Annotated in this window: 21 protein-coding genes and 1 riboswitch; of the genes, 12 read left to right on the top strand and 9 right to left on the bottom strand. The window is 68.4% G+C overall.

Features of this window, described 5'->3' with window-relative positions; all coding sequences use genetic code 11:
• Positions 1-48 precede the first annotated feature (48 nt).
• Positions 49-1,974, bottom strand: a complete 1,926-nt coding sequence (gene asnB / locus A9310_RS07500; protein ID WP_065630051.1) for an asparagine synthase (glutamine-hydrolyzing) — start codon at positions 1,972-1,974, stop codon at positions 49-51.
• Between the two features lie 403 nt (positions 1,975-2,377).
• Between asnB and A9310_RS07495 the strand changes: the two genes are divergently transcribed.
• Together A9310_RS07495 and A9310_RS07490 are read left to right on the top strand one after the other, a co-directional pair.
• The gene (locus A9310_RS07495; RefSeq protein ID WP_058253081.1) at positions 2,378-3,475 is read left to right on the top strand and encodes a cytochrome c oxidase subunit II; all 1,098 of its coding nucleotides are present in this window, start codon (positions 2,378-2,380) and stop codon (positions 3,473-3,475) included.
• Between the two features lie 2 nt (positions 3,476-3,477).
• Positions 3,478-3,894 carry a cytochrome c oxidase subunit 4 gene (locus A9310_RS07490; RefSeq protein ID WP_058253080.1) on the top strand — a complete coding sequence of 139 codons (417 nt, stop codon included), beginning with the start codon at positions 3,478-3,480 and terminating at the stop codon, positions 3,892-3,894.
• A gap of 103 nt (positions 3,895-3,997) precedes the next feature.
• On the opposite strand, the gene A9310_RS07485 is transcribed toward A9310_RS07490, so the two are convergent.
• The 5 genes from A9310_RS07485 to A9310_RS07465 form a co-directional block, all read right to left on the bottom strand.
• Positions 3,998-5,446 (bottom strand): bifunctional phosphatase PAP2/diacylglycerol kinase family protein, encoded by a 1,449-nt coding sequence (locus A9310_RS07485; RefSeq protein WP_065630050.1) that lies wholly within the window; start codon positions 5,444-5,446, stop codon positions 3,998-4,000.
• 209 nt (positions 5,447-5,655) lie between these two features.
• Positions 5,656-7,278 (bottom strand): cytochrome bc complex cytochrome b subunit, encoded by a 1,623-nt coding sequence (locus A9310_RS07480; RefSeq protein ID WP_065630049.1) that lies wholly within the window; start codon positions 7,276-7,278, stop codon positions 5,656-5,658.
• Positions 7,275-8,432 (bottom strand): ubiquinol-cytochrome c reductase iron-sulfur subunit, encoded by a 1,158-nt coding sequence (locus A9310_RS07475; RefSeq protein ID WP_065630048.1) that lies wholly within the window; start codon positions 8,430-8,432, stop codon positions 7,275-7,277. Before A9310_RS07475 ends, A9310_RS07480 begins: the two co-directional genes overlap by 4 nt.
• A complete protein-coding gene (locus A9310_RS07470) occupies positions 8,429-9,325 on the bottom strand; it encodes a cytochrome c (protein ID WP_065630047.1) in 897 nt (298 codons plus the stop codon). Before A9310_RS07470 ends, A9310_RS07475 begins: the two co-directional genes overlap by 4 nt.
• A gap of 74 nt (positions 9,326-9,399) precedes the next feature.
• On the bottom strand, positions 9,400-10,011 hold the full coding sequence (locus A9310_RS07465) for a heme-copper oxidase subunit III (protein ID WP_065630046.1): 612 nt from the start codon (positions 10,009-10,011) through the stop codon (positions 9,400-9,402).
• Between the two features lie 153 nt (positions 10,012-10,164).
• On the opposite strand from A9310_RS07465, the gene A9310_RS07460 reads away from it, so the two are divergent.
• Both A9310_RS07460 and trpD read left to right on the top strand, forming a co-directional pair.
• Complete coding sequence (locus A9310_RS07460) at positions 10,165-10,650, top strand: hypothetical protein (RefSeq protein WP_065630095.1); 486 nt, start codon at positions 10,165-10,167, stop codon at positions 10,648-10,650.
• 21 nt (positions 10,651-10,671) lie between these two features.
• Positions 10,672-11,742 (top strand): anthranilate phosphoribosyltransferase, encoded by a 1,071-nt coding sequence (trpD, locus tag A9310_RS07455; RefSeq protein WP_065630045.1) that lies wholly within the window; start codon positions 10,672-10,674, stop codon positions 11,740-11,742.
• A 46-nt stretch (positions 11,743-11,788) separates the two neighbouring features.
• On the opposite strand, the gene A9310_RS07450 is transcribed toward trpD, so the two are convergent.
• Positions 11,789-12,067 (bottom strand): Lrp/AsnC family transcriptional regulator, encoded by a 279-nt coding sequence (locus A9310_RS07450; protein WP_058253073.1) that lies wholly within the window; start codon positions 12,065-12,067, stop codon positions 11,789-11,791.
• Between the two features lie 26 nt (positions 12,068-12,093).
• The gene (locus A9310_RS07445; protein WP_065630044.1) at positions 12,094-13,896 is read right to left on the bottom strand and encodes a DEDD exonuclease domain-containing protein; all 1,803 of its coding nucleotides are present in this window, start codon (positions 13,894-13,896) and stop codon (positions 12,094-12,096) included.
• A 613-nt stretch (positions 13,897-14,509) separates the two neighbouring features.
• Positions 14,510-14,741: riboswitch (cyclic di-AMP (ydaO/yuaA leader) on the top strand.
• Between the two features lie 16 nt (positions 14,742-14,757).
• Here A9310_RS07445 and A9310_RS07440 point away from each other — a divergent pair.
• From A9310_RS07440 to A9310_RS07425, 4 genes are all read left to right on the top strand, one after another.
• Positions 14,758-15,444 carry a C40 family peptidase gene (locus A9310_RS07440; RefSeq protein ID WP_058253071.1) on the top strand — a complete coding sequence of 229 codons (687 nt, stop codon included), beginning with the start codon at positions 14,758-14,760 and terminating at the stop codon, positions 15,442-15,444.
• 230 nt (positions 15,445-15,674) lie between these two features.
• Positions 15,675-16,712, top strand: coding sequence for an NlpC/P60 family protein (locus A9310_RS07435; protein ID WP_058253141.1), 1,038 nt, complete (start codon positions 15,675-15,677; stop codon positions 16,710-16,712).
• An 8-nt stretch (positions 16,713-16,720) separates the two neighbouring features.
• Positions 16,721-18,118, top strand: coding sequence for a hypothetical protein (locus A9310_RS07430; RefSeq protein ID WP_065630043.1), 1,398 nt, complete (start codon positions 16,721-16,723; stop codon positions 18,116-18,118).
• A complete protein-coding gene (locus A9310_RS07425; RefSeq protein ID WP_065630042.1) occupies positions 18,118-19,242 on the top strand; it encodes a glycosyltransferase family 4 protein in 1,125 nt (374 codons plus the stop codon). The genes A9310_RS07430 and A9310_RS07425 overlap by 1 nt, the downstream gene beginning before the upstream one ends.
• A gap of 25 nt (positions 19,243-19,267) precedes the next feature.
• On the opposite strand, the gene A9310_RS07420 is transcribed toward A9310_RS07425, so the two are convergent.
• Entirely contained in the window at positions 19,268-21,076 is a 1,809-nt protein-coding gene (locus A9310_RS07420) for a long-chain fatty acid--CoA ligase (RefSeq protein ID WP_065630041.1), read from the bottom strand.
• 108 nt (positions 21,077-21,184) lie between these two features.
• Here A9310_RS07420 and A9310_RS07415 point away from each other — a divergent pair, with 108 nt between their 5' ends.
• The 4 genes from A9310_RS07415 to A9310_RS07400 all read left to right on the top strand — a co-directional run.
• Positions 21,185-21,616, top strand: a complete 432-nt coding sequence (locus A9310_RS07415; RefSeq protein ID WP_065630040.1) for a hypothetical protein — start codon at positions 21,185-21,187, stop codon at positions 21,614-21,616.
• On the top strand, positions 21,616-22,053 hold the full coding sequence (locus tag A9310_RS07410) for an SRPBCC family protein (protein ID WP_065630039.1): 438 nt from the start codon (positions 21,616-21,618) through the stop codon (positions 22,051-22,053). Before A9310_RS07415 ends, A9310_RS07410 begins: the two co-directional genes overlap by 1 nt.
• A 20-nt stretch (positions 22,054-22,073) precedes the next feature.
• Entirely contained in the window at positions 22,074-23,303 is a 1,230-nt protein-coding gene (locus A9310_RS07405; RefSeq protein WP_065630094.1) for an ArsA-related P-loop ATPase, read from the top strand.
• Positions 23,304-23,504: 201 nt separating this feature from the next.
• A partial coding sequence (locus tag A9310_RS07400) for a hypothetical protein (RefSeq protein ID WP_065630038.1) occupies positions 23,505-23,909 on the top strand: 405 nt, incomplete at its 3' end.

Below are 23,909 nucleotides of genomic sequence, written 5' to 3'. Positions count from 1 at the left end.
GCCACCGAAGCCGCCCCGGATTCGTGGGCGGCTTCGGTTGTCGGGGAATCAGACCCGCACGGGATAGGTGTGGTCGATGATCTCCGGAACGATCGTGCCCTCGACGAAGATGCCGTGCCAGACCATGAACATCAGGACCGTCCAGAGACGACGGCTGTTGTCCACCACGCCTTCTCGGTGCTCGTTCAGCATCGCGACAACCGCGTCTTTGGCGAAGATGTGATCGGTCTGCGAATGCATGATCGTGTCGTGCGCCCAGTCGAACATCTCGGTGCCGGCCAGCCAGTGGCGGATGGGGACCGGGAAGCCGAGCTTCTTGCGATGCAGGACGTGCGCCGGGACGATCTGCTCCAGCGCCTTGCGCAACGCGTATTTCGTTGTGCCGTGCGCGATCTTCTCGTCATGGGGGAGACCCTCGGCGATCGCGAAGACCTCTGGGTCGAGGAACGGCACCCGCAGCTCGAGGGAGTTGGCCATGGTGATCTTGTCGGCCTTGACCAGGATGTCGCCGCGCAGCCAGGTGAAGAGGTCCAGATGTTGCATCCGGGCCACCGGGTCCCAGCCCTGGCTCATCGCGTAGATCGGTGCGGTGACGTCGGTGTGGGTCCATTCGGGACGGTAGTCGCGCAGCACCGCGCGGAGCCGCGCGTCGTCGAAGCTGCGGGCGTTGCCGTAGTAGCGCTCCTCGAGCGTGAGCGACCCGCGGTGCAGCAGGCTCTTGCCGCGGGTCCCCTCCGGAATCCGCTCGGACACCTTGCCCGCCGCACGACGCAGCGCACGGGGCAGCCGGTCGAACGCGGCGAGGGACAGCGGTTCCTTGTAGATCGTGTAGCCGCCGAACAACTCGTCGGCGCCCTCGCCGGACAGGACCACCTTGACGTGCTTGCGCGCCTCGGCGGCCACGAAGTACAGCGGGACGAGTGCCGGGTCGGCGACCGGATCGTCGAGGTACCAGACGATCGACGGGATCGACTCGATGAACTCCGACGGCCCGACGACCTTCACGACATGCCGAGCGCCGATCGCCTCCGCGGACTCGGCGGCGACGTCGACCTCCGAGTAGCCCTCGCGCTCGAAGCCGGTGGTGAAGGTGATGAGGTCAGGGTTGTGCCGGATCGCGAGCGCCGCGATGGCCGTCGAATCGATGCCGCCGGACAGGAACGACCCGACCGTGACGTCGGCGCGCATGTGCTTGGCGACCGAATCGGCGAGGACGTCGGCGATCTCGTCGTACCGCTTCTGCCGGGTGGCCTCGGTGACCGGGCGAACCCCGAACTGCGGGGTGAAGTACCGCCGGATCGACAGGGGACTGCCCGGCGTGGCGGTCGCGTGGCAGCCCGACTCGAGCCGCCGGATCGACGCGTGGATCGTCTCGGGCTCCGGGACGTACTGCAGCACGGTGTAGTGCTCGATCGCGCGGGGATCGAGCTCGGTCGACAGCCCGACGCGTTCGATCAGCTCGAGCAGGCTCTTCTTCTCGCTGCCGAAGATCAGCCCGCCCGGGCCCGACGCCACGAACAGCGGCTTGATGCCGAACGGGTCGCGGGCGAGGAAGAGCGAGCGGTTCTCGGTGTCCCAGATCGCGAAGGCGAACATGCCGCGAAGCCGTTTGACCGCGTCGGGGCCCCAGTGGTGGAACGCTGCGACGATCGCCTCGCTGTCACCCTCGGTCCGGAACAGCACCCCCTCGTCCTTCGCCAGCTCGGCGCGGATCTCCAGGTAGTTGTAGATCTCGCCGTTGAACACCAGCGCGTAACGGTCGGGATTCTCGGGCGGGCCCCAGCGCAGCGGCTGATGCGAATGCTCGATGTCGATGATCGAGAGGCGATTGAACCCGAACACGATGTCGTCGTCGTGCCATGTACCGGGCTCGTCGGGTCCGCGATGCCGCATGCAGTGCGAGGCCACCGCCACCGGTTCGACGACATCGGCGGCCGTTCCGTCGGATGTCAGCAGGCCGAGCAGACCACACACGTCTCGTTCTCTCCGTTCAGTTGCCAGTCCACGCACGATTCCGACGCCGGGCCGGATCGCGTCCGAGTATGCCTGAAGCGGCGGGCGGAGTTTCTATGTGGCGCGGTGGGCCGTGCGAGCGAACGCGACTGTCGCGCGCGACCCGTGGGCGCCGGTGCGGGACCGAGGGAGGGGGACACGACGCCGATCGCGCCCCGATTCCGACAGCTTCCGCGGGTTGGTCTACGCTGCGTAGTACTAGGTGCAAGAATTGCTGTGTGTCCACGGCAAGACCTTGCCCCGTGCAGGTCATGTGGCATGCACTCACCTCGGCGCGAGGGCGCCGGTGAGCGAGCAGGAAGGCGTGAAATTGGCACACGGTGGACGGCCCCGAGCGAGGCGTGTCTCATCAGCGTCGCGGACGATGAAGCGACTCGGATTCGTCGCCGCTCTCGGCCTCGGCGCACTGCTGATGTCGGGTTGCAGCGCCAGTGAGGCGATGCGTTTCGGTTGGCCCGAGGGCGTCACGCCCGACGGCAAAGAGATGGTCGATCTGTGGACCTGGTCGGTCATCGCGGCGCTGGTCATGGGTGTCCTGGTCTGGGCGCTGATCTTCTGGACGATCACGTTCCACCGCGCGAACGACGCCAAGAAGGGCGTGTTCCCGCGCCAGACGGCATACAACGTGCCGCTGGAGCTCACCTACACGGCGATCCCGTTCGTCATCATCGCCGTGCTCTTCTACTTCACGGTCATCGTGCAGAACAACGTCGAGGGCAAGAACAACGACTCCAAGGTCGTCGTCGACGTCACCGCGTTCCAGTGGAACTGGAAGTTCGGCTACAACCAGGTCGAGTTCTCCGACGGCACCACCTACAACGGCTTCGAGCAGAACGGCAACCCGTTCGAGATCCAAGCGCAGACCGGTAGCGGCGCCGAGACCGAGCACGCCGGCAGCGACGAGGGCGGCGAGCACGGTGAGCTCCCCGGTCCGGCCGGTGGCCGTGACGACGACGTCCGCGACTACCTGAAGTTCGACCGCATCGAGACGGTCGGCTCGTCGTCGGAGATCCCGGTCCTGGTGCTGCCGACCGGCAAGCGCATCGAGTTCAACATCGCCTCGGCCGACGTCATCCACTCGTTCTGGGTGCCGGAATTCCTCTACAAGCGCGACGTCTTCCCGTTCCCCGAGCAGAACGCGACCGACCCGATCTTCCAGATCAAGTCGATCGACCGGACCGGCGCCTTCGTCGGCCGCTGTGCCGAGATGTGCGGTACGTACCACTCGATGATGAACTTCGAGGTCCGCGCCGTCTCGCCGGAGGACTTCGACAGCTACATCCGGTTCCGCGAGGCGAACCCCAGCGCCACCAATGCGGAAGCGCTCGCGTCGATCTGCCAGGCACCCGAAGCGGTGACCACGGTGCCGTTCGACACCCGCCGCGCGACCGACGGCTCCGTCGGTGCCACCGGTGATCCCGACAACCCGACCCTCGCCAACTGCACCAAGGAAGTGAGCTGACGATGAAGATCGAGGCACGCCTCTTCGAGATGCTGACCGCCTTCTTCTTTCTGACGGGCGTCGCATACACCCTCTTCACCGCGTTCACCAGCAAGGGCATCGAGTGGGTCGGCGTCGTCGGCCTGTTCTTCGCGGCCGGCCTGACGCTCATCGCGGGCACGTTCTTCCGGTTCGTCGCCCGACGCGTCGAGATCCGCCCCGAGGACTACGAAGACGCCGAGGTCGAGGACGGCGCCGGCGAGCTGGGCTTCTTCAGCCCGCACTCCTGGTGGCCCATCCTGATCGCGCTCGGCGCCTCGACCTTCGCGGTCGGCTTCGCCACCGGTAACTTCTGGCTGGCGATCTTCGCGGCCGTGGTCATCATGGGCACCGCTGCGGGCCTGGTCTTCGAGTACCACGTCGGTCCCGAGAAGCACTGAGCGCAGGCACTGAACGCCGCCAGGCGTCACGCACCACGAAAGCGCCCCACCGAGATTCGGTGGGGCGCTTTCGTGTCTTCGCCGAGGAACCCTCGGTGAGCGGTCAGGGACGCTCCCGGCCGACCGGCCGGAAGACCTTCAGGACGCGGTAGTCCACGCGGAAGTCGGCCTGCGAGAACGACTCCTCGACCTCGCCGTCGTGTGACACCGCGACGGGGCCGTCGACCGCGGTGAAGCGGAACTCGGGGACCTGCATCTCGTGGTACAGGTGGGAGCGTTCGAGACGACCGAGCGCCAGTGAACCCAGGAGCCGCAGGGTCGCCCAGCGATGGCTCGTCTCGAGGATCCGTACGTCGAGAAGGCCGTCGTCGAGCCGGACGCGTCGCGACGGTAGGAACCCGGTGGGCTGGTAGATCGAGTTGCCGACGAGGAACAGCGACGCATCGAGTACACGGCCCTCCACCTCGATTCGGACGTGCGGATCTTTGCGGAGGACGTGGAGAACGGCCGCGGCGGTCGCGAGCGGCCGGCTGATGCGCCGCTGAAGGCGCCGGCGGACCCGGACGAAGTCGGGGTGCGCGCCGATGCTCGCGGTGTTGAGGATCAGGCGGGAGTCGTTGAGCCACATCGCGTCGACACGGGACGCCGAACCCGAACGGATCGCGTCGATCGTGGTGTCCACCGTGCCGCAACCGATGTCGCGCGCGAAGTGGTTGAACGTGCCGGCCGGGAAGACCGCGACGGGGATGTCGGCGGCGAGCGCAGGAGCGGCGGCACATGCCACGGTGCCGTCGCCGCCGGCCACCCCCAGGATCTCCGCGCGGGCCGCCACGTCGGCGAAAACGGTTGCCATGTCGTCGGTGTCGTCGAGCTCGATGATCTCGGCGGCCGGCAGCCCGGTGCGGATCGCATCCACCACGCGGCGACCCCGTCCGTCCGCGGAGCCCGGGTTCACGACGACGACCAGCCCGGTCCCGTCGGGGTTGGGTCCCACGTCGACGACGGACGGGGCGGCCAGGGACAGCGACGGTTCGGTGATGGGCGGCACGACACGGGCACCGATCGTGGCGATGACGGCGCCGATGCCTAGCCCCGCGACCACGTCGCCGGGGTAGTGTGCCCCGGTCGCCACCCGGGACAGCCCGACGAGCCCGGCCAGTGCCGACAACAACAGACCCGCGGGCGGATTCTCGACGGCCACACCGACCGCGAAGGCGGCAGCACTGGCGGAGTGTCCGGACGGCAGCGAGTTGGAGGTCGGGCGTCGACGACCCCGCCGGGACAACGGGATCAGTCCGTGGGAGGGCCGCGAGCGGTTGCGGATCCGCTTCGCCCCCTGGTTGGTGACCAGACTCGTCACGGCGAGCGAGACCAGTCCGCGTGCGGCACCGCGCTGCAGCGAGGGACGGCCGGACACGGCGAGCCCGGCAGCGATCGCCATCCACAGCTTCGAATGGTCGGCGGCCCGGGTGAGTATCGGCATCGTCACGTCGAGGAGCGGGCTCGGGGACCGGGCGATCGAATCGTAGATCTCGGCATCGAGAGTGCCCATCCCGCGGGTGATCTGGGACAGACCGGAACTTCGGGGAGGTGACCGGCGCATGGGGTACACCGTGCCACATCGGACCCGCGCCGGCAGCCACCCCGGGGGAGGGGAGTGGTGTCGGTCGGCGACGTGAGCCACTGCGCACAACGAACCGCGGGCCGTCGCGCACCAGATGGTGCTCGACGGCCCGCGGTGGGTCGTGCGACCTCGTGTGACTACTCGCCGAAGGGGTTGCCGCCCTTGGCCTGCAGCTCGCGGAGGGCCTTCCGCTCGCCGGCCTCGATCTCGTGCTCGAGTTCGACGTTGCGCAGCTGCTCCTCCGGCGGATCCGCCGTGAGGATCGAACCCGTACCCGGGGCACCGGCGGAGCCGAGCTTGTTCATCCGCTTGGGCAGTGCCGCACCCTCGTAGGGGAGCGGGATCGGGTGACCATGGCTGTCGACCGGGCCGAGCGGCTGGTGGATCTCGATGTACTCACCCTGCGGCAGCCGCTTGATGATGCCGGTCTCGATGCCGTGTGCCAGTACCTCGCGGTCACTGCGCTGCAACGAGAGCGCCCAGCGGTAGGCGATGAAGTAGACCAGCGGCGGCAGGACGATCAGACCGATACGCCCGATCCACGTGGTCGCGTTCAGCGAGATGTGGAACTTGAACGCGATGATGTCGTTCATACATGCGATCGTCAGCAGGATGTAGAACGAGACCGCCATGGAGCCGATCGCCGTCCGCACCGGGGTGTCGCGGGGACGCTGCAGCAGGTTGTGGTGCGCATCGTCGCCGGTGAGCTTCTTCTCGATCCACGGGTAGGCGAACATCAGGCCGAAGATGATGGTCATGATCAGCACGACCCAGTTCGACATCGGCACCGTGTAGTTGCCCAGGTAGAGCTCCCACGCGGGGAACAGACGTATCAGACCGTCGGTCCACATCATGTAGATGTCCGGCTGAGATCCGGCCGACACCTGTGCCGGGTTGTACGGACCGATGTTCCAGACCGGGTTGATCTGGAAGACGCCCGACATGATCGCCAGCACGCCGGTGACGAAGGCGAACATCGCGCCGGCCTTGGCAGCGAAGACCGGCATGATGCGGACGCCGACGACGTTCTTCTCGGTGCGGCCGGGGCCGGGGAACTGCGTGTGCTTCTGGTACCAGACCAGCGCGAGGTGTGCGCCGATCAGAGCCAGGATGATGCCCGGGAAGAGCAGGATGTGCAGCACGTAGAGGCGCGGGATGATGATGACGCCGGGGAAGTCGCCGCCGAACAGTGCCCAGTGGATCCAGGTGCCGACGACCGGGATACCGAGGACGATGCCACTCATGGCGGCGCGGACGCCGGTGCCCGACAGGAGGTCGTCGGGGAGCGAGTAACCGAAGAAGCCCTCGAACATCGCCAGGATCAGCAGGAGACAACCGATGATCCAGTTGGCCTCACGCGGACGTCGGAACGCACCGGTGAAGAAGATGCGCATCATGTGGATGATGATCGACGCGGCGAACAGCAGAGCCGCCCAGTGGTGGATCTGACGGACGAAGAGACCGCCGCGCACCTCGAACGAGATGTTCAGCGTCGTCTCGTACGCCTTGGTCATCATCACGCCGTTCAGCGGCTGGTAGGCGCCGTCGTACACCACGCGCGTCATCGACGGATCGAAGAACAGCGACAGGTAGACGCCTGACACCAGCAGGATGATGAAGCTGTACAGCGCGATCTCACCCAGCATGAAGGACCAGTGGGTGGGGAAGACCTTGTTGATCTGGCGACGCATGCCCGCGGCGAGGTGATACCGCGAGTCCACTTCTTCGGCTTGAGTGCCGAGGCGTTCGGCGATGCTCATGACTTACGCTCCCAGAATGCCGGACCGACGGGCTCGATGAAGTCGCCTGCGGCAACGAGGTAGCCCTCGTTGTTCACCGTGATCGGCAGCTGTGCCAGCGCACGTGCGGCCGGTCCGAAGATGGGCTTGGCGTACTCGAGCGCATCGAACTGCGACTGATGGCAGGGACACAGGATGCGGTTGCTCCGCTGCTCGTAGAGCGAGGCGGGGCAGCCGAGGTGGCTGCAGACCTTGGTGTAGGCGAAGTAGTCACCGTAGTTGAAGCTCTCCTGACCCTTGCGCTTGACCGCACGGGCCGCATCCTCGGGACGCAGACGGATGAGCATGACGGGGTTGCGGACCTGGTGCAGGCCCTCCTCCAGCAGATGGCGGGAGTGCTCGGACTCGCCGAACCCGTCCGAACGACGCCACGGGAACACGGTTTCCATACCGCCGGCGTCGAGATCTTCCGGCCGGACCAGGGCGACCTGGAACGGGTTGCCGGTGTCACGCCGCAGGTAGATGGTCTCGTTGGGCGCTTCCGGCGGATTGTAGATCGGCGACCATCCCGAATGCCACAGCGGCGAGTCGGGGCCCTCGGCCCACGGGTTCTTGATGAAGCCACCGAGGAAGGCGACGAGTCCGGTGACCGCGAAGGCGCCGAGACCGAAACCGGCGGAGCCGATGATCATCTTGCGACGACCCAGGGTGGACGTGGCGCCGGTGTCCTGGAGCAGACCGACGATCGTCTTCTTGTCGACCTCGGTCGATCCACCGTCGTGACGATCCTGAACCGAGATCTCGGCCGGGATGAACTTCTTGGTGATGAGGATCAGCGCGACGCCGATGGCGAACACCGACAGGCCGAACGTCACGCCGAGGAGCGGCGTGTTGAACGTGTACCACCAGTAGTTCGGATCGTCCGGGAGGGCGAATTCCCAATGGTTGAACAGGAAGATGCCGAGGCACGCGAGGGCGGACACGCCGGCCACGGTGAACCAGATGGCCACCTGGCGCTCGGCCCGCTTCTCGACCTTGGTGCCCGGCACCGTGTAACGCTCGGACCGGTGGATGATCTCGACGCCGTCGAGATTGGTACCGAGTTTGACGAGCTCATCGGTGCTCATCTGTTCGAGTTCGTCCCGCGACGGGACGTCTTTGTCGTTCGCGCTCATGCTCGAGATCCCATCCACATGGCGCCGGCGACGATGGCGATGACGCCGACGAACCACATGACCATGCCTTCACTGACCGGGCCGAAACCGCCGATTCCGAGTCCGCCGCTGGGCTTTGCCTCACTCACGTACTTGACGTAGGCGATCACGTCCCGCTTCTCTTCCGGATCGAGCTGACGATTCGAGAACTTGGGCATGTTCTGCGGACCGGTCAGCATCGCGGTGTAGATCTGCGCCTCGTTGACCCCGTCGAGGTTCGGCGCGAACTTGCCCGACGACAGTGCGCCACCACGGCCGGTGAAGTTGTGGCAGGAAGCGCAGTTCAATCGGAACAGCTCACTGCCGCGTCCGATGCTGTCGCCGCGCAGCGACTCCTGCGCGACGGTGCCGTCGGCATTGCGCGGCGCCTGCGGCCCGCCACCCTCGGCCTGGATGTAGGCGCCGAGCTGGTCGATCTGCTCGGTGGTGAACTTGGCCGGCTTGCGCTGGGCCTGCGCCTCACCACGCGCTGCCGGCATACGTCCGGTCGACACCTGGAAGTACACGGCGGCGTCGCCGACGCCGAGAAGTGCGGGACCGCGCTCGGGCACGCCCTGGAGGTTCGCGCCATGGCAGGTGATGCACGAGGTCTCGTAGAGCTTGCGACCGTCGTCGATCATCGCGGCGTTGCTCTCGTCGGCGACCGCGACCTGCGGCTCGGGGGTCAACACCGAGGCGAGCACACCCGCCATGACGAGGCCGGCCAGCAGCACGATGGTGCCGCCTGCGCGCCGACGGAGCTTGCGTCGTGCTTTGGCGCGGCGGCCGGCGTCGCGTGCAGAGGAGCGTCGGGCCGAGGCATCGGGTCCGACCTCGGTGCCGCTATCCGACGGACGCGGTGGAGATGAACTCATCTGTGACTCTCTACTAAGCGGGACGGACTGTTGTTAGATCGAGCTGCGCTCGGTCGTGCTGGAGCGGGCCGGCGTCATCGGATGAAGTAGATCGTGACGAACAGCCCGATCCACACGATGTCGACGAAATGCCAGTAGTAGGAGACGACGATGGCCGCGGTTGCCTGCGCCGGCGTGAACTTCGACAGCTTGGTCCGGATGAGCAGATACACGAACGCGATCAGACCGCCGATCACGTGGAGGCCGTGGAACCCGGTCGTCATGTAGAAGACCGAGCCGTACGCATCCGACGCGAGGGTCGTGCCGTGGCCGACCAGCACGGTGTACTCGTACGCCTGCCCGATCACGAAGATCGTTCCCATGATGAGGGTGATGACGTACCAGCGGCGGAGGCCGAAGACGTCACCGCGCTCGGCGGCGAAGACACCCATCTGGCACGTCACCGACGACAGGATGAGAATCGTCGTCACCGGGATGGCGAGGGCGAGATTCAGCTCGGTCGGTGGCGGCGGCCAGCCGACGGCGGAGTTGGCACGGGCGACGAAATACATCGCGAAGAGGCCAGCGAAGAACATGAGCTCACTGGACAGCCACACGATCGTGCCGACGCTGACCATGTTGGGCCGGTTCAGCGAGTGCACGCGCGAGGTGATGGCTGTTCCTGAGGTACCTACAGCGCTTGTCACAAGTGAAGTATGACGGTTCGTAGTAAGCCGTGGCCACCCGGGTCGGAAATTGCCCCCGATTAATTCTCCCGGTGCAGGTCCGGGCCCGAATCGGGCGACCTTCGGCGTGTCCGGGAAGGGCGTGGCGGACGCCCGGCTCGCTACCGTGTGTTCATGTCCAGTTCGGCGCCGCCCGGCCCCCGTGATCTCAACGGCCGACTCGTCGAGCAGGGTCGCCTGGCGCGGCTCCGCTCACGGCTGCGCCCGCGTGTCGGCGCCGGTCCGCTGACGCTGCGTGAGCAGGTGGAGGTGGTGGCCCGGTCCGACGACGACGCCATCGCGAGTTCGGTGGCCCTCGACGCGTCGTCGTGGCGAGCCGCGGAGGAGGTGATCCTCCGGCACGTCGTCGAGGTGCCACCCGACCGGCGGGCCGACGCGGCCGCGGTGGCCGCGCTCGACGGTTACGAGTCCGTCGACGACGAACGCTGGGGGCCGAGGCCGGCACCGCGCGACGACCGGCTCGTGGTCCTGGTCCTGGCGCGGGTCCAGTTGCTCGACGCGATGCATCTGTCCCAGGAACGGTCCCGGATGGCGAGCCTGGGTTCGCGGCACGGCGGATTCGCACGCGAGTGGGCCGTCCTCCAGCGTCCGCCGCTCTGAACACGAATATGCTGACTCCCCGTGAGCACCGCACAGTCTGACTTCAGCTGGCCGCAGATCCTCGGCAAGGTCACCGATCGCCTCGACCTCGACGCCGACGAGGCGGCGTGGGCGATGAACGAGATCATGACCGACAGTGCGACCGGAGCCCAGATCGCCGCGTTCGGCGTCGGCGTGAAGATGAAAGGTGCCGCACCGGCGGAGCTCCTCGGGTTGTCCCGCGCGATGCTCGACCACGCGACGCTCGTGGACGTCGGTCGCCCGGCCGTCGACGTCGTGGGGACCGGCGGCGACCGGTCGCACACGGTGAACATCTCCACGATGACGTCGATCGTGATCGCTGCGTCGGGCGTCGCGGTGGTCAAGCACGGCAACCGTGCGGCGTCGTCGAAGAGCGGCGGTGCCGACGTGCTGGAGGCGCTCGGCGTCGACATCTCCCTCGACGCCGCCGCGGTCGCGCAGTGCGTGTCGGAACTCGGGATCGGCTTCTGCTTCGCGCCGGTGTTCCATCCGGCGTTCCGCTTCACCGGTCCGCCGCGCAAGGAGATCGGCATCCCGACGGTCTTCAACGTGCTGGGGCCGCTGACCAACCCGGCGACACCCAGCCGGGGGCTGATCGGCTGCGCCTTCGCCGACCTCGCGCCGGTTCTGGCGCGGGCCTTCGCCGAGCGCGGCGGCTCCGCGCTGGTGGTCCGCGGCGACGACGGTCTCGACGAACTGACGACCACCACCACGTCGACGGTCTGGCAGGTCGTCGCCGGGCAGGTGAACGAACTCACCGTCGACCCGACGGATCTGGGGATCGCGCGCGTGGAACTCTCCGCCCTGCAGGGGGGAGACGCGACGGTCAACGCCGCGATCGCCCGTGAGTTGCTGGCCGGGACCACGGGCCCGGTCCGGGACGCGGTGCTGCTGAACTCGGCCGGGGCCATCGTCGCGTTCGAGCAGGAGGCGCCGATGAGCTCGGCGGAACTGACCGATGCCCTCGGCGCCGCGAAGGAGCGGGCGGCCGATGCGATCGACAACGGTGCCGCCGCCGACCTGCTGCAGCGGTGGGCCGAGCTCAGCGGCCGGCTCGCCGCGCCCGCCTGACGGTCACGCTGTCCCGAAATCCTTGTGGGGCTCAGTGTTCGGCGGGTCAGTTCTCGCCGATGGAGAAACCGCCCTCGACGTCGGAGCTGGAGTAGCTGCGGAACGCGATGTGTGTCGCGCTCTTGAGAACCCCGGGTAGGCGGTTGATCTGGCCGGTGACGACCGTCGCGATCTGTTCGTGGTCACGGACCCGGATCTTCGCGATCAGATCGACGTCGCCCGCACAGGAGTACACCTCTTCGACCCCGGGGATGTCGGCGACGGCCTGGGCGGTCTCCGGGATCCGGTGGATGTCGGCCTGGATGAGGACGATGGCGGTGATCATGCCGCCAGCCTAGTGGTGCGTGGCCCTCAGCTCGCCTGCCGTGTGCGAGAGTCGGCGACGGGTCTGGCCGCACGTGCGTCGTGCGCCGACTGCGACCAGCCGAGCCGGCGTTCGGCGCAGCCGGCGGGCAGGGCGACCGGCTCACTCGTCGACACGATGCGCGCGCCCGGTTCGGTCATCCAGCGGTACACGAGGCCGACCTCCTCGGCCGGCGCGCCCCGCAGCGGACCGGGGCCCGGTAACACGGTCTCCGCGGCCGCGACGAGCGCGTCGACGACGGGCATGGGCGAGACGCCGCGTCGGGCGCGCCCGGCGGCGGCGAGCCGTCCGTGCCGGATGACCGCGAACTGCCAACCGCGTTCACCGTCGGGCCGGGCGACCACGATCTCGGCGATCGCGCACAGCGCGGCCAGTCGCTGGCAGCGGGCGAGGGCGTCGATCGTGAGCGCGAGACGGTCCCGATGCCGCGCCGCGGTCTCGAACATGTGCGCCTTGGCGAGGTCGGTGAGGCGCGCGGTGAGGCCGTCGAGGAGCTCGTCGGCCTCACCTCGCATGAGCCGGCGGGCCGCGGTGACCCGGGGAGAGTAGTCCGGCACCGTCTGCGGCTGCGCCGTGGCCGCCCGGCAGGACCCCGGCCGCCGCCTCCCATCGGCCTCGGGACACCAGTGGTAGCCCGTCGCGCCGAGCCGTGTCGTGCACGTGCGCAGACCGGCGGCCGCCGAGATCACGTCGGCGACGGTCGCCGCGTTGTTGCGGTTGCCCACCGGGCCGATCGACTCGTCGGTGGGTGTTCGGCTGACCTTGAGCCGGGGGAAGCGTTCCTCGGTCAGGGTCACCCACCAACCCTTGTGCGGCTGGGTCGATCGTCGGTTGTACGCCGGTGCGTGCGCGCCGAGGAGCCGGCGTTCGCGGACGGCGGCCTCCAGGGCGTGGGAACACTCCACGACGTCGACCCGTTGGGCGAGGAGCACCATCTCCGCGATGCGGCGGCGCGGGTCGTTGCCACTGAAGTACGACCGGACCCGGCGGCGGAGGTCCACCGCGGTGCCCACGTAGAGGACCTCGTTCGACGGGCCGCGGAACAGGTACACCCCGGGACGGGCCGGGACATGGTCGGCGAGTGCGCGTTTGGCGCGCAGGCGCGGGTCGGTCTTCGGGAGATACGACGTCAGCTCGCCGACGGTCGCGATGCCCTGATTGCCGACGCGCTCGAGGAGCCGGTGGAAGACCTCCACCGTGGCGCGCGCATCGTCGAGCGCCCGGTGGGTGGGCCGCACGGAGACGTCGAACAGGTCGGCGAGCGCGCTGAGCTTGACCGTCGGCGCCTCGTCACGGCTGAGGATGCGCCGGGCCATGGTCACCGTGCACAGGCTGAGGCTGAACGTCCACGGCAGGTGGAGCCGGATCGCGTTCTGCCGAAGGAAACCCATGTCGAAACGAGCGTTGTGGGCCACCAGGATCGAGCCGCGGGCGAACTCGAAGAACGACGGCAGCACCGACTCGATCCGGGGGGCGTCGGTCAGCATCGCGGTGGTGATGCCGGTGAGGGTCACGATCTGCGGGGGGATCGGCCGGCCGGGGTCGACCAGCGTGGCGAACTCGCCGACCACCTCGCCGCCGCGGATCTTGACCGCGCCGATCTCGGTGATCCGGTCGCGGACCGGGTCGGACCCGGTGGTCTCGAGGTCGACGACGACGAGGGTCGTCTCGAAGAGCGACCGGTCGCTGAATTCGTTCGTCGTCTCACCCGTGGCCCCCTGGTCGGCGGCCTCCAGGTCGGCGAAGGTGAGCTGCCCCGCGGGCGAGCCGTCCACGCTGGTCTGCGTCACCCGGCGAACACTAGTTCGATCCACCGACATCGCGACCGCGACGCTCCGACATCGTGTCGTGTGACCCGTGTGACTGCTGTGTCGATCGCTGTTCGACGGACTTGTCGGTGGGCGCCCCTAGTCTCCACCTGGACGTGAGAAATGCGGTCTTCTCACGGTCACAACGACCCGTAACGGGGCCGCCGCGGCCCACCCTCGCCAGATGAGATGGAGATCACATTATGTACGTCGATTGTGCGCGCTGCCCGGCTCGTCCCGTCGCTTGCGACGGGTGCATGATGACAGTGCTGTTTGGTGGTCCGAGCTGGGACGATATGTCCCACGAAGGTGGAGGTTCGGTAACGGCGGCCACCTCGGACGCGGATGCCGAACTGGACCTCGCCATCGACGTTCTGCAGGCTGCTGCAATGGTGACCAGCGGCGCTGCACGATCTGCAAGATCAGCCAAAACCGCAGTTCAGGCGCCGGATCGACGCGCTTCTGTGACCGTCCTCAGGGCAGGCTGAGAAGCGGCCGAGGTTTGGCTGTCTGTCGCTTAGTGGACAGAGCGCATCCGATTTCGTAACCTTTCCGAGACCTTTGCGGAGCGTCCCGCTTCAACAGAAGTGGTCCGCAGTAGTCACCGCTCAATCGCCCTCGCGGGCGAACCGGGGAACCACAACCTTCGGACGGGCTCGTCGGAGCGCATCACCACTGATGCGACTCGGTCGAAACCGATCCGAATCGGGGTGAATCGCGTTGCCATGCATGAGTGTCCAGTGGATACCTCATGCGCGAAAACGTGTAGGGCCACTCTTCCGGCCCGAACCCGACAGCTAACTCGGTCGGCGGTAGAGGAAGATCTGAAGGAGAACTCGCTTCGTGGCCAAACATCGTTTGGAACAGCCCAATCGTGGCAGCACGGTCGCCAAGAAGGCGGTGATCGCTGGATCGATCACACTCGGTTCGCTCGCCGCAGCCGCCGGCCCTGCTCTCGCCGCCCCGGTCCACACCCCGCTGGGCACTTTCGAGATCCCGGCCCTGCCCGGCGCGAAGGCCCCGGAGGCCAAGCCCGCGCCTGAGGCCACGCCGGTGAAGAAGTCGCCCGCCGCCACGGTCGAGATCCCCAACCTGGGGCAGTTCACCGTGCCGGGTATCGCGCCGGAGCAGATCCCGCAGCAGTTCCGCCCGCAGGGTGGCGGCGCGCCCCTGGGCCAGCCGCAGCTGACCGCCGGTCAGAAGGCGGTAAAGGCCGCCGAGAGCAAGATCGGTGCGCCGTACTCCTACGGCTCCGCCGGCCCCAACGCATTCGACTGCTCGGGCCTCATCTACTGGTCCTACAAGCAGGCCGGCAAGAACATCCCGCGCGACAGCTACGGCCAGCTCGGCGGCGGACGCGCGGTGTCGTACTCCGAGGCCAAGCCCGGCGACGTCATGATCTTCAACGGTGGCGGCCACGCCGGCATCTACGTCGGCAACGGTCAGTTCGTCCACTCGTCCAACTACGGCACGCCGGTCAAGCGCGACGCCGTCAAGGAGTGGACCCTGACGGGCATCCGTCGGTACTGACGACAACTGAACACGAACAGACTGAGCACGAAGGTCTCTGGACGGGCGGATCGCGTGGATTGCGATCCGCCCGAACCAGTCCCGGGGGCCGGTCGGCCGCCTAGGGTGGTCGACGGGACGCGGGGTACGGGTGCAGGGGCCCGGGATGCTCAGGGATCGACGAGCACACACGAGGGAGTGAGTAGACCGTGCTGATCGGGGAGGGGCGTGGTCGCGCGATGCGGCCGAGGATGCGTTCGGGTCCGCTGATGGTGGCGCTCTGTGTCCTGTCGGCGTTCGCCGTTCTGGCACCGACCGTCGCCGGCGGCGTCGGGGACGCCCGTGCGGTGCCCGCGCGCTCGGCCGATCAGCTGCTCGACCGCTACAAGCAACTGGGCATCGACGCGGAGAAGACCACCGAGGCGATGCACAACGCCAAGATCGAGTACGACAAGCAGCGCGGCATCGTGGCGGCGGCCAAGAAAGCCGCGGCCGAGGCGCAGCAGACGCTGGACACCAGCCGCGCCCAGCTCGCCGTGCACCAGAACCGAGTCGACGCGATCGTCCGCGCCAGCTATCAGGGCGCGCGGGTCAGCGGACTGTACGCCGTGATGGTCAGCGACTCCCCGCAGGCGCTCCTGGACCAGATGTCGGGTCTCGACATGATCTCGCGTCAGGCGTCGGTGGACCTGACCGCGATCAAGAAGGTACGGGCCAGGACCGCTGTCGCGAAGAAGGATGCCGAGCGCACGGCGGTGGCCGCCTCCGAGGCGGTCTCCCGCGCCGAACGGGTCCGTGGTGACCTCCAGACGAAGCAAGCCGACCTGCAGCTCCAGGCGATCCAGATCCGGTCGATCTACAAGTCGATGACCGGCAAGCAGTTGGCGGCTCTGCGCGGTCCGACCTTCGACTTCGATCCGCGACTGGTGCCCAAGGGCACCGCCGCCGGACTGATCGCCACCCACGCCGCCCTCACCCGGATCGGTGACCCCTACGTGTGGGGCGCCACCGGACCGAATTCGTTCGACTGCTCGGGACTCATGGTGTGGGCGTTCCGGCAGGCCGGCAAGACCATCCCGCGATCGAGCCAGGCGCAGATGGCCGGCGGTCAGCCGGTCGAGAAGAACGACCTCAAGCCCGGTGACCTGGTCATCTACTATCCCGATGCCCATCACGTCGGTATGTACGTCGGTGACGGCTATGTCATCCACGCCTCGACCTTCGGTGTGCCGGTCAAGGTCGAGCCGCTCGACGAGGCCGGACCGTACAACTCTGCCCGCCGGTTCTAGTCCCACCGGTGACCTCACCGCGCGGGCGCGCCGGCCTCGTCTCGGCCGTGGTCGTTCTGGTCATCGCAGTTGCCACCGCGTGCGGCACGGGCGACGTGCCCGACGGGCCCGGCTCGTCCGCCGCGCCCGTGTCGTCGAGCGCCGCGGTCAACGTCTACGAGCGTGATCGAGCGGCGGGCGTGACGCGGTTGCTCGACGCGCTCACCGAAGCGGTGCGTTCCGGGGATGTGCGGGCGATCGGCACCCTCGTCGACACCGCTGCCACCCCGGCGTTCAAGGACAGATTCGTCACGGCCGCCGCGGGTTTCGCGCCCAGCCGGTTCACGCCGCGGAACGGTGGCAGCGGCACCCTGCGGCTCGCACGGTTCGGTTATCAGCTTGCGCCCACCGAAGAGGCGGAGGTGCTCGTACCCGGTGAGTTGCAGGAGCTCCTCGATGCCGGGGGGAGTTCGGACTCGTGGGTCGCTCCGGTGGAGTTGCGCTATGCGCTCGGCGGCGAGGGGGTCCCGGGAGTCGACGAGGCCGAGGTGGTCGTCGGCACCCAGTTCGTGGTCGCCCGCTACGGCGAGGCCTGGCGCCTCGTCGGAGACGCCACGGCCCTGGGAGGAGAATCCGCACCCACTCAGATGTGGGAGCTGCCCGGACTCCAGGTGGCCAACACCGCGACCGCAGGCGGCACGTCGGTGGTCGCCTCGTATCCCCGAACGTCTTCGACGGTGGCGACGCTGCAGCGGGAGCTGCCCGGGGCGGTGGATGCCGTCAGTGACTTCTGGGGCGACGATTGGGATCGCCGCGCCGTCGTGGTCGCCACGGCGACCGACGACGAGTTCGCCGCCCTCGTACCCGAGGGCCGAGCGGCGACCGGGACCGCGGCGGCCGCGACCGTGTTCAGCAGCCTCGACCTGGTCCAGCGCACCGCGACCGGACAGCGCATCATCCTGACCCCGGCGGCCCGGGAACTCGCCGCACCGACGCTCGCGGTGGTTCTCCGGCACGAGTTGACCCATGTCGCGGCCCGCGTTCACACCGCGCTCGACGCGCCGCTCTGGATCACCGAGGGCGTGGCCGAATACGTCGGGCGCAAAGGGACTCACACGAGGATCGCGGATGCCGCACCCGACCTGATCGCGTCCGTGCGTGCCGGTCGAGTTCCGACCGGGCCACCCGCCGACACCGACTTCGCGATGGACGGTCAGACTTCACAGGTGGCTTATCAGAGTGCGTGGTCGCTGGCCGCCTACGTCGCCGATCGATTCGACGAGGCGCGGCTGAAGAAGATGTACATGGGGGTCGCGGCGTCGGCCCTGCCCGCGGCGCAGGACACGGCGATCGCCTCGAGTCTCGGGCTGACGCGTGCCGAACTGGTCGCGGGGTGGCAGCGGTGGCTCGAAGTGCAGGCCCGTTGATGTCTCGAACGTTGTTGCTCACCAACGACTTTCCGCCCCGTCCGGGCGGGATCCAGTCCTACCTGCAGAATCTGGTGGACCTGCTGCCGCCGGAGGACGTGGTCGTCTACGCGCCGCGCTGGCGTGGTGACTCGCACGAGAAGTTCGACGCGGCCGCCCCGTATCGGGTGTACCGGCACCCGACGACGCTCATGCTCCCCACCCCGTTCGTGGCGCGGCGTGCCGCGGAGATCGTGCGCCGCGAACAGATCTCGACGGTGTGGTTCGGCGCGGCCGCGCCGCTGGCCGTGCTGGCGCCGGCGATGCGTCGCGCGGGCGCCCAGCGGATCATCGCCAGCACGCACGGTCACGAGGTCGGGTGGTCGATGCTGCCGGGCGCGCGGCAGGTGCTCGGGCACATCGGCCGCCACACCGATGTGATCACCTTCGTCAGCCGATACACCCGCGGCCGGTTCGCGTCGGCCTTCGGCGCCCGCGCGGCCCTGGAACACCTGCCCCCCGGCGTCGACACCGAGCGGTTCGCCCCGGATTCGGTGCTGCGACAGCGGTTTCGCGAACATCTCGACCTAGGGGAGCGTCCGACGATCCTCTGCCTGTCGCGGCTGGTGCCCCGTAAGGGCCAGGATGTGTTGATCCGCGCCCTGCCGCTGATCCGACGCACCATCCCCGACGCGACGCTGGTCATCGTGGGCGGTGGTCCCTACGGGAAGACCCTGCGCGACCTCGCGGCCGACACGGGCGTGGCCGACCATGTGATCTTCACCGGCTCGGTGCCCGCCGACGACCTCGCGGCGTACCACAACATCGCGGACGTCTTCGCGATGCCGTCCCGGACGAGGGGACGCGGGCTGGACGTCGAAGGCCTGGGGATCGTCTACCTGGAGGCATCGGCGTCGGGCGTGCCCGTGGTCGCCGGGTTGTCCGGTGGGGCGCCGGAGACCATCGAGGAAGGGGTCACCGGCACGGCCGTCGACGGCACCGATGTCGACGCGGTCGCCCTGGCGATCCTGGCGATCCTCGGTGATCGCGCGGCCGCGGCCGAGATGGGCCGGGCCGGACGGCGTTACGTCGTCGAGAACTGGCAGTGGAGCCAGATGGCGGCCCGCCTGCGCCAGTTGCTCTGAGGAGCAACCGGCGCCGGCGGGGAGCTCACCGCTGGTAGATCGCCTCGATGTCGCCGGCGAACTTCTCCACGACGACGTTGCGCTTGACCTTGAGGGTCGGCGTCATCTCGCCGGTTTCCTCGGTGAAGTCGGTCGGCAGGATGCGGAACTTCTTGATGGCCTCTGAATGTGACACCGTCTTGTTGGCGAGGTCGACGGCCGACTGGACCTCGGCGCGCAGGTCGGCGTCGTCGGCGAGGTCCGCGACCGTCGCGGTTGCCGGCTTGCCGGTGCGCTCTTTCCACGCCGGAAACGCCTCCGGATCGATCGTGATCAGGGCGGCCACAAACGGTTTCGCGTCGCCGACGACGGTGGCCTGCGAGATCAGGGCGTTGGCGCGGATGACGTCCTCGAGTCCGGCGGGGGAGACGTTCTTGCCGCCCGCGGTCACGATCAGTTCCTTCTTGCGGCCGGTGATGGTGATGAAGCCGTCGGCGTCGACGGTGCCGAGGTCGCCGGTATGGAACCAGCCGTCGACGACCGCGGATGCGGTCGCCTCGGGGTTCTGCCAGTACTCGGTGAAGACGACACCGCCGTGCAGCAGCACCTCTCCGTCATCGCCGATCCGAACAGCATTGCCCGACAACGGCTTCCCGACACTGCCGATCTTCGACGCCGACGGGGTGTTCACGCTGAAGGCCGCCGTGGTCTCGGTCAGGCCGTACCCCTCGTAGACGGGCACACCGACGCCGGAGAAGAAGTGACCCAGGCGGGCGCCGAGCGGCGCGCCACCGGAGATCGCCATCTGGCACTCGCCACCGAGGGCGGCCCGGAGCTTCTTGTAGACGAGCGCGTCGAAGACGCCGTGCTTGACCTTCAGCGCGAGACCGACCTGCCCCTTCTCCGTCGCCTGCGAGTAGGCGATCGCGGTCTCGGACGCGGCGTCGAAGATCTTTCCCTTGCCGCCGTCGTGGGCCTTCTGCCGGGCGGTGTTGTACACCTTCTCGAACACGCGCGGCACGGACAGGATGAGCGACGGTTTGAAGACGGCGAACTCGTCCACCAGGTTCGGGATGTCGCTGGTGTGTCCCACCTCGATGCCTGCCTCGATGGCGACGAGCGTGATGGCCCGGGCGAGCACGTGGGCGAGGGGAAGGAACATCAGCAGACGCTTCTCGTCGCGGGCGATGACCTGATCGAGGAGGTCGCCGGCGAGGACCGCCCGCACCTCCGACAGCATGTTGGCGTGGGTGAGTTCGCAGCCCTTGGGCCGTCCGGTGGTCCCCGAGGTGTAGATCAGCGTCGCCGGGTCGGCGGCCCTGACGGTGGCCCGGCGGGCCGCGACCTCGTCGTCGTGGACGTCGGCACCGGCGGCGACGAGCTCGCCGACGGCACCCGGCCCGTCGGTGCGGTCGATCTGGAAGACGGTCACCGGCGTGGTCAGGGAGTCGATGGACTCGAACTCGGCGCGATGTCCGTCGTCCTCCAGGACGATCGCGACCGCACCGGAATCCTGCATGATCCATTCGATCTGGCCGGCGGAGGACGAATCGTAGATGGGCACGGTGATCGCGCCCGCGGACCAGATCGCGAAGTCGAAGAGATTCCACTCGAGGCGGGTGCGCGACAGCAGCGCCACCCGGTCCCCGGGGTTGACGCCGGAGGCGATCAGGCCCTTGGTGATGGCGGAGATGCGGGAGGCGGCCTCGGCGGCGGTGACCGGCTCCCACCGGTCGCCCTGCTTGTGGCGGAACACGATGTGCTGCGGTGATCGCTGCGCCAGGCCGAAGATGATGTTCGTGCAGTTCTCGTCGTCGCCGATCGAGAACTTCGCGGGCACGCTGTACTCGCCCATCGTGGTTACCCTTCAGTAGACATCAGTCACCGAATCGTATCCCCGACACGGAATCGGACTCATCGCGACGTCGGTTTCGGGTGCACTACCCTGCGCCGACACGAGTATGTGAAGCTAGTGGGCGTGACGAGCATCCAGGTGGCCGACGAGGTCTTCGTCGCCGCGGCGCCGCCGTTGGCGACCGCCGTGATCGGCGACCCCGCCAACTGGCGCCGGTGGTGGCCGGACCTGCGTCTGGCGGTCACCGAGGACCGGGGCGAGCAGGGCGTGCGCTGGCAGGTCGCGGGTCCGGTGTCGGGGACGATGGAGATCTGGAACGAGGCGGTCCTCGACGGCTTCGTGCTCCACTACTTCCTCCACGCCGAACCCACCGGTCCGCTGCCCGACGACCCCCGCACCCGCGCCGACGTGCTGGCCGAGGAGAACAAGCTGCGCCGCGTGACGGGCAAAGAGGTCTCCTTCGAGGTCAAGCGACTGCTGGAGAAGGGCCGTGTCGTCGGTGGTCCCGCCGCCGGTCTCGAGTCGGCCGGGATGCGGTGATGGCCGACCACACCGAACGCGACATCGTCATCGGCGCCGACGCCGACGCCATCCTCGCCGTCATCGCCGACTTCGAGCACTACCCGGAGTGGGTGACCGCCGCGCGCGAGGTCGAGGTGCTGCGCACCGATGAAGCCGGCCGCGCCCTCGAGGTCCGGTTCGTGCTCGACGCCGGCGTCCTCCAAGACACGTATGTGCTTGCCTACGAATGGGATCGGAATGCCTCGGCGGTGTCGTGGCGTCTGGTGTCGAGCGATCTGCAGAAGGATCAGCGCGGACGGTACGTGCTGACCCAACAGGTCCCGGGATCGACGAAGGTGACCTACGAACTCATGGTCGACCTGCAGGTGCCCATGATCGGCCAGCTGAAGCGGCGAGCCGAGAAGGCGATCACCGATGCCGCGCTGAACGACCTCAAGAAGAGGGTCGAAGGCTGATCGATCTCACACCCATCCACATCGTGCTCGGGCCGGGGGGTTCCGGTGTCTCCGCGGTCGCGGCCGCCGGCGCGACCCAGCGTCCCGGCACCTCCCGGGCGGCCAAGGCCGTGCCCCGGTCGGGCCTGTCGGCAGCCGAATCCGACACGCTCCTCATCACCGTCGACCGCTGGTCGCCGGTTCCCGACTGGGCACGGGTGTACCGCCGGCCCGGCGAGCCCGTCGCGGTGTCCAAATACCTGCACCTGTTGACCCTGGACCGACTGGACCTCACCGAACGCACATGGTCGGCGTTCGTCGAGGTGCTCGAGCACACCGTGAGCCGCAGCAAGACGGCCCTGCCCGGCGTCGGCACCCTGGCCGGGATCGACCCCGCCGAGCTCACCTCGTTGCCCGGGATCGACGACTTCCTGCTCCTGCGCCGTATCCGGGACGAGGCGATCAGCGGCCGGTGGCAGCGGATCGTCGTCGACTGTTCCGGGTGTGGTGACCCACTCCAGTTCCTCCGTGGCGGAGCAGTTCTCAGCCAGGCCCTCAACCGGTTCTGGCCGCGTCACCGACGCCTCGCGATGGCTTCCGAGCGTCCGATGGTCGCGCAATTGACGGCCGCGGTCGACGCCATCGACCGGGACTGCCTCGACATCGCCGAACTGTTCGCCGATCCGCATGCGGTGGCGGTGCACCTCGTTCTCGCCGCCGACGACCGGAGCCGACGACTCACCGGCCACCATCTCGCCGCCGCCGACCTCATGGGCCTGCCGCTGGCCTCGGTCCAGGTCAACGCGGGCGTCGGCGCCGAACCGGCGGCCGAGGTCGCGGACATGGTGCGGGCCGAACTCGCCGGTTCCGACGGTTCGCGTTCCGTCGTCGTCGAGGTGGTCGAGAAATCGTCCGGTGCGATCGATCGCATGGCGCGGCTCCGCAAGCTCTCGGTCTCATTGCCGGCACCGCACGGCGTCCCCCGGGGTTCGGCCGCGGCCGAGGTCGAGGCGGGCCAGGGGCGCGTGAGCGGCAAGCCGGCCGGTCCGGTGTACCGGTTGTCGTGGCCGCAGCGCCTACCGGAACCGGATTCGCTGGCGCTCGGGCGCAGCGGAGACGACCTCCTGGTGACGATCGCGGGATTTCGCCATCCGGTGCGGCTGCCGTCGGTGCTACGGCGCTGCACGGTCGTCGACGCCGACTGGGACGGCACGACCCTGGGCATCGGCTTCGTCCCCGATCCGGCGGTGTGGCCCCGGCCGCAGAACTGAGCCGGTTCCTCGGCCCCGGTACGTCGACGCCGCCCAGTTCCCGACGGCCAGGTGGGACGGCGACGGTGGAATGATTCCGCCCGGGCGGGGTACGTTCGCCAGACCGCACCGTTCGAGACGGCAGGGTACGGTGCCGATGACCCCGACGACAGACACGCGGGTGGGTGTTCGCGCGGGGCCGGGAGAAGGGGAGAGTTGGCGATGGGCACGGACGACGAGACGTTCCGGCAGGCCGGTGACGGGTCCGCGGACGGACGTCGCGACGGACCCGCCGATCCGGTGCGCGACCTGCTGCTCGGACTGGCCGCCCAGATCGACCACCTGGCCGCGCTCTTCGCGCCGGCTCCGCAGTCGGCCACCGCCGGTGGTGCGGACGCAACGGGGACGCGCCCCGGTTTCGCCGCTTTCGCCGACGGTGGTCCGCTCGGACATGCGCTCTCCGGGGCGTCGGGGGAGATCACCTCGTTGCTCGCCGAGATCGGCGATCTGGTCGCCCGGCTGATCGCCGCGGTCATCGCCGTACTCGAGGCCATCGCCGAGGCGCTGCGTTCGTCGCCGACCTCATCGGCGTCACCACGCCAGTACGAACCGATCGCGGTGCGATTT

Source organism: Gordonia sp. UCD-TK1, assembly GCF_001691435.1.
Classification (GTDB): domain Bacteria; phylum Actinomycetota; class Actinomycetes; order Mycobacteriales; family Mycobacteriaceae; genus Gordonia; species Gordonia hongkongensis.
This window is presented reverse-complemented; position numbering and strand designations above follow the sequence as displayed.

Bases quoted from the DNA above. Each gene is read 5' to 3' on its own strand.
- A9310_RS07495 (WP_058253081.1), top strand. From the start codon at position 2,378: ATGAAGCGACTCGGATTCGTCGCCGCTCTCGGCCTCGGCGCACTGCTG.
- A9310_RS07490 (WP_058253080.1), top strand. From the start codon at position 3,478: ATGAAGATCGAGGCACGCCTCTTCGAGATGCTGACCGCCTTCTTCTTT.
- A9310_RS07485 (WP_065630050.1), bottom strand. From the start codon at position 5,446: ATGGGCACTCTCGATGCCGAGATCTACGATTCGATCGCCCGGTCCCCG.
- A9310_RS07480 (WP_065630049.1), bottom strand. From the start codon at position 7,278: ATGAGCATCGCCGAACGCCTCGGCACTCAAGCCGAAGAAGTGGACTCG.
- A9310_RS07475 (WP_065630048.1), bottom strand. From the start codon at position 8,432: ATGAGCGCGAACGACAAAGACGTCCCGTCGCGGGACGAACTCGAACAG.
- A9310_RS07470 (WP_065630047.1), bottom strand. From the start codon at position 9,325: ATGAGTTCATCTCCACCGCGTCCGTCGGATAGCGGCACCGAGGTCGGA.
- A9310_RS07460 (WP_065630095.1), top strand. From the start codon at position 10,165: ATGTCCAGTTCGGCGCCGCCCGGCCCCCGTGATCTCAACGGCCGACTC.
- A9310_RS07450 (WP_058253073.1), bottom strand. From the start codon at position 12,067: ATGATCACCGCCATCGTCCTCATCCAGGCCGACATCCACCGGATCCCG.
- A9310_RS07435 (WP_058253141.1), top strand. From the start codon at position 15,675: ATGCGTTCGGGTCCGCTGATGGTGGCGCTCTGTGTCCTGTCGGCGTTC.
- A9310_RS07425 (WP_065630042.1), top strand. From the start codon at position 18,118: ATGTCTCGAACGTTGTTGCTCACCAACGACTTTCCGCCCCGTCCGGGC.
- A9310_RS07420 (WP_065630041.1), bottom strand. From the start codon at position 21,076: ATGGGCGAGTACAGCGTGCCCGCGAAGTTCTCGATCGGCGACGACGAG.
- A9310_RS07410 (WP_065630039.1), top strand. From the start codon at position 21,616: ATGGCCGACCACACCGAACGCGACATCGTCATCGGCGCCGACGCCGAC.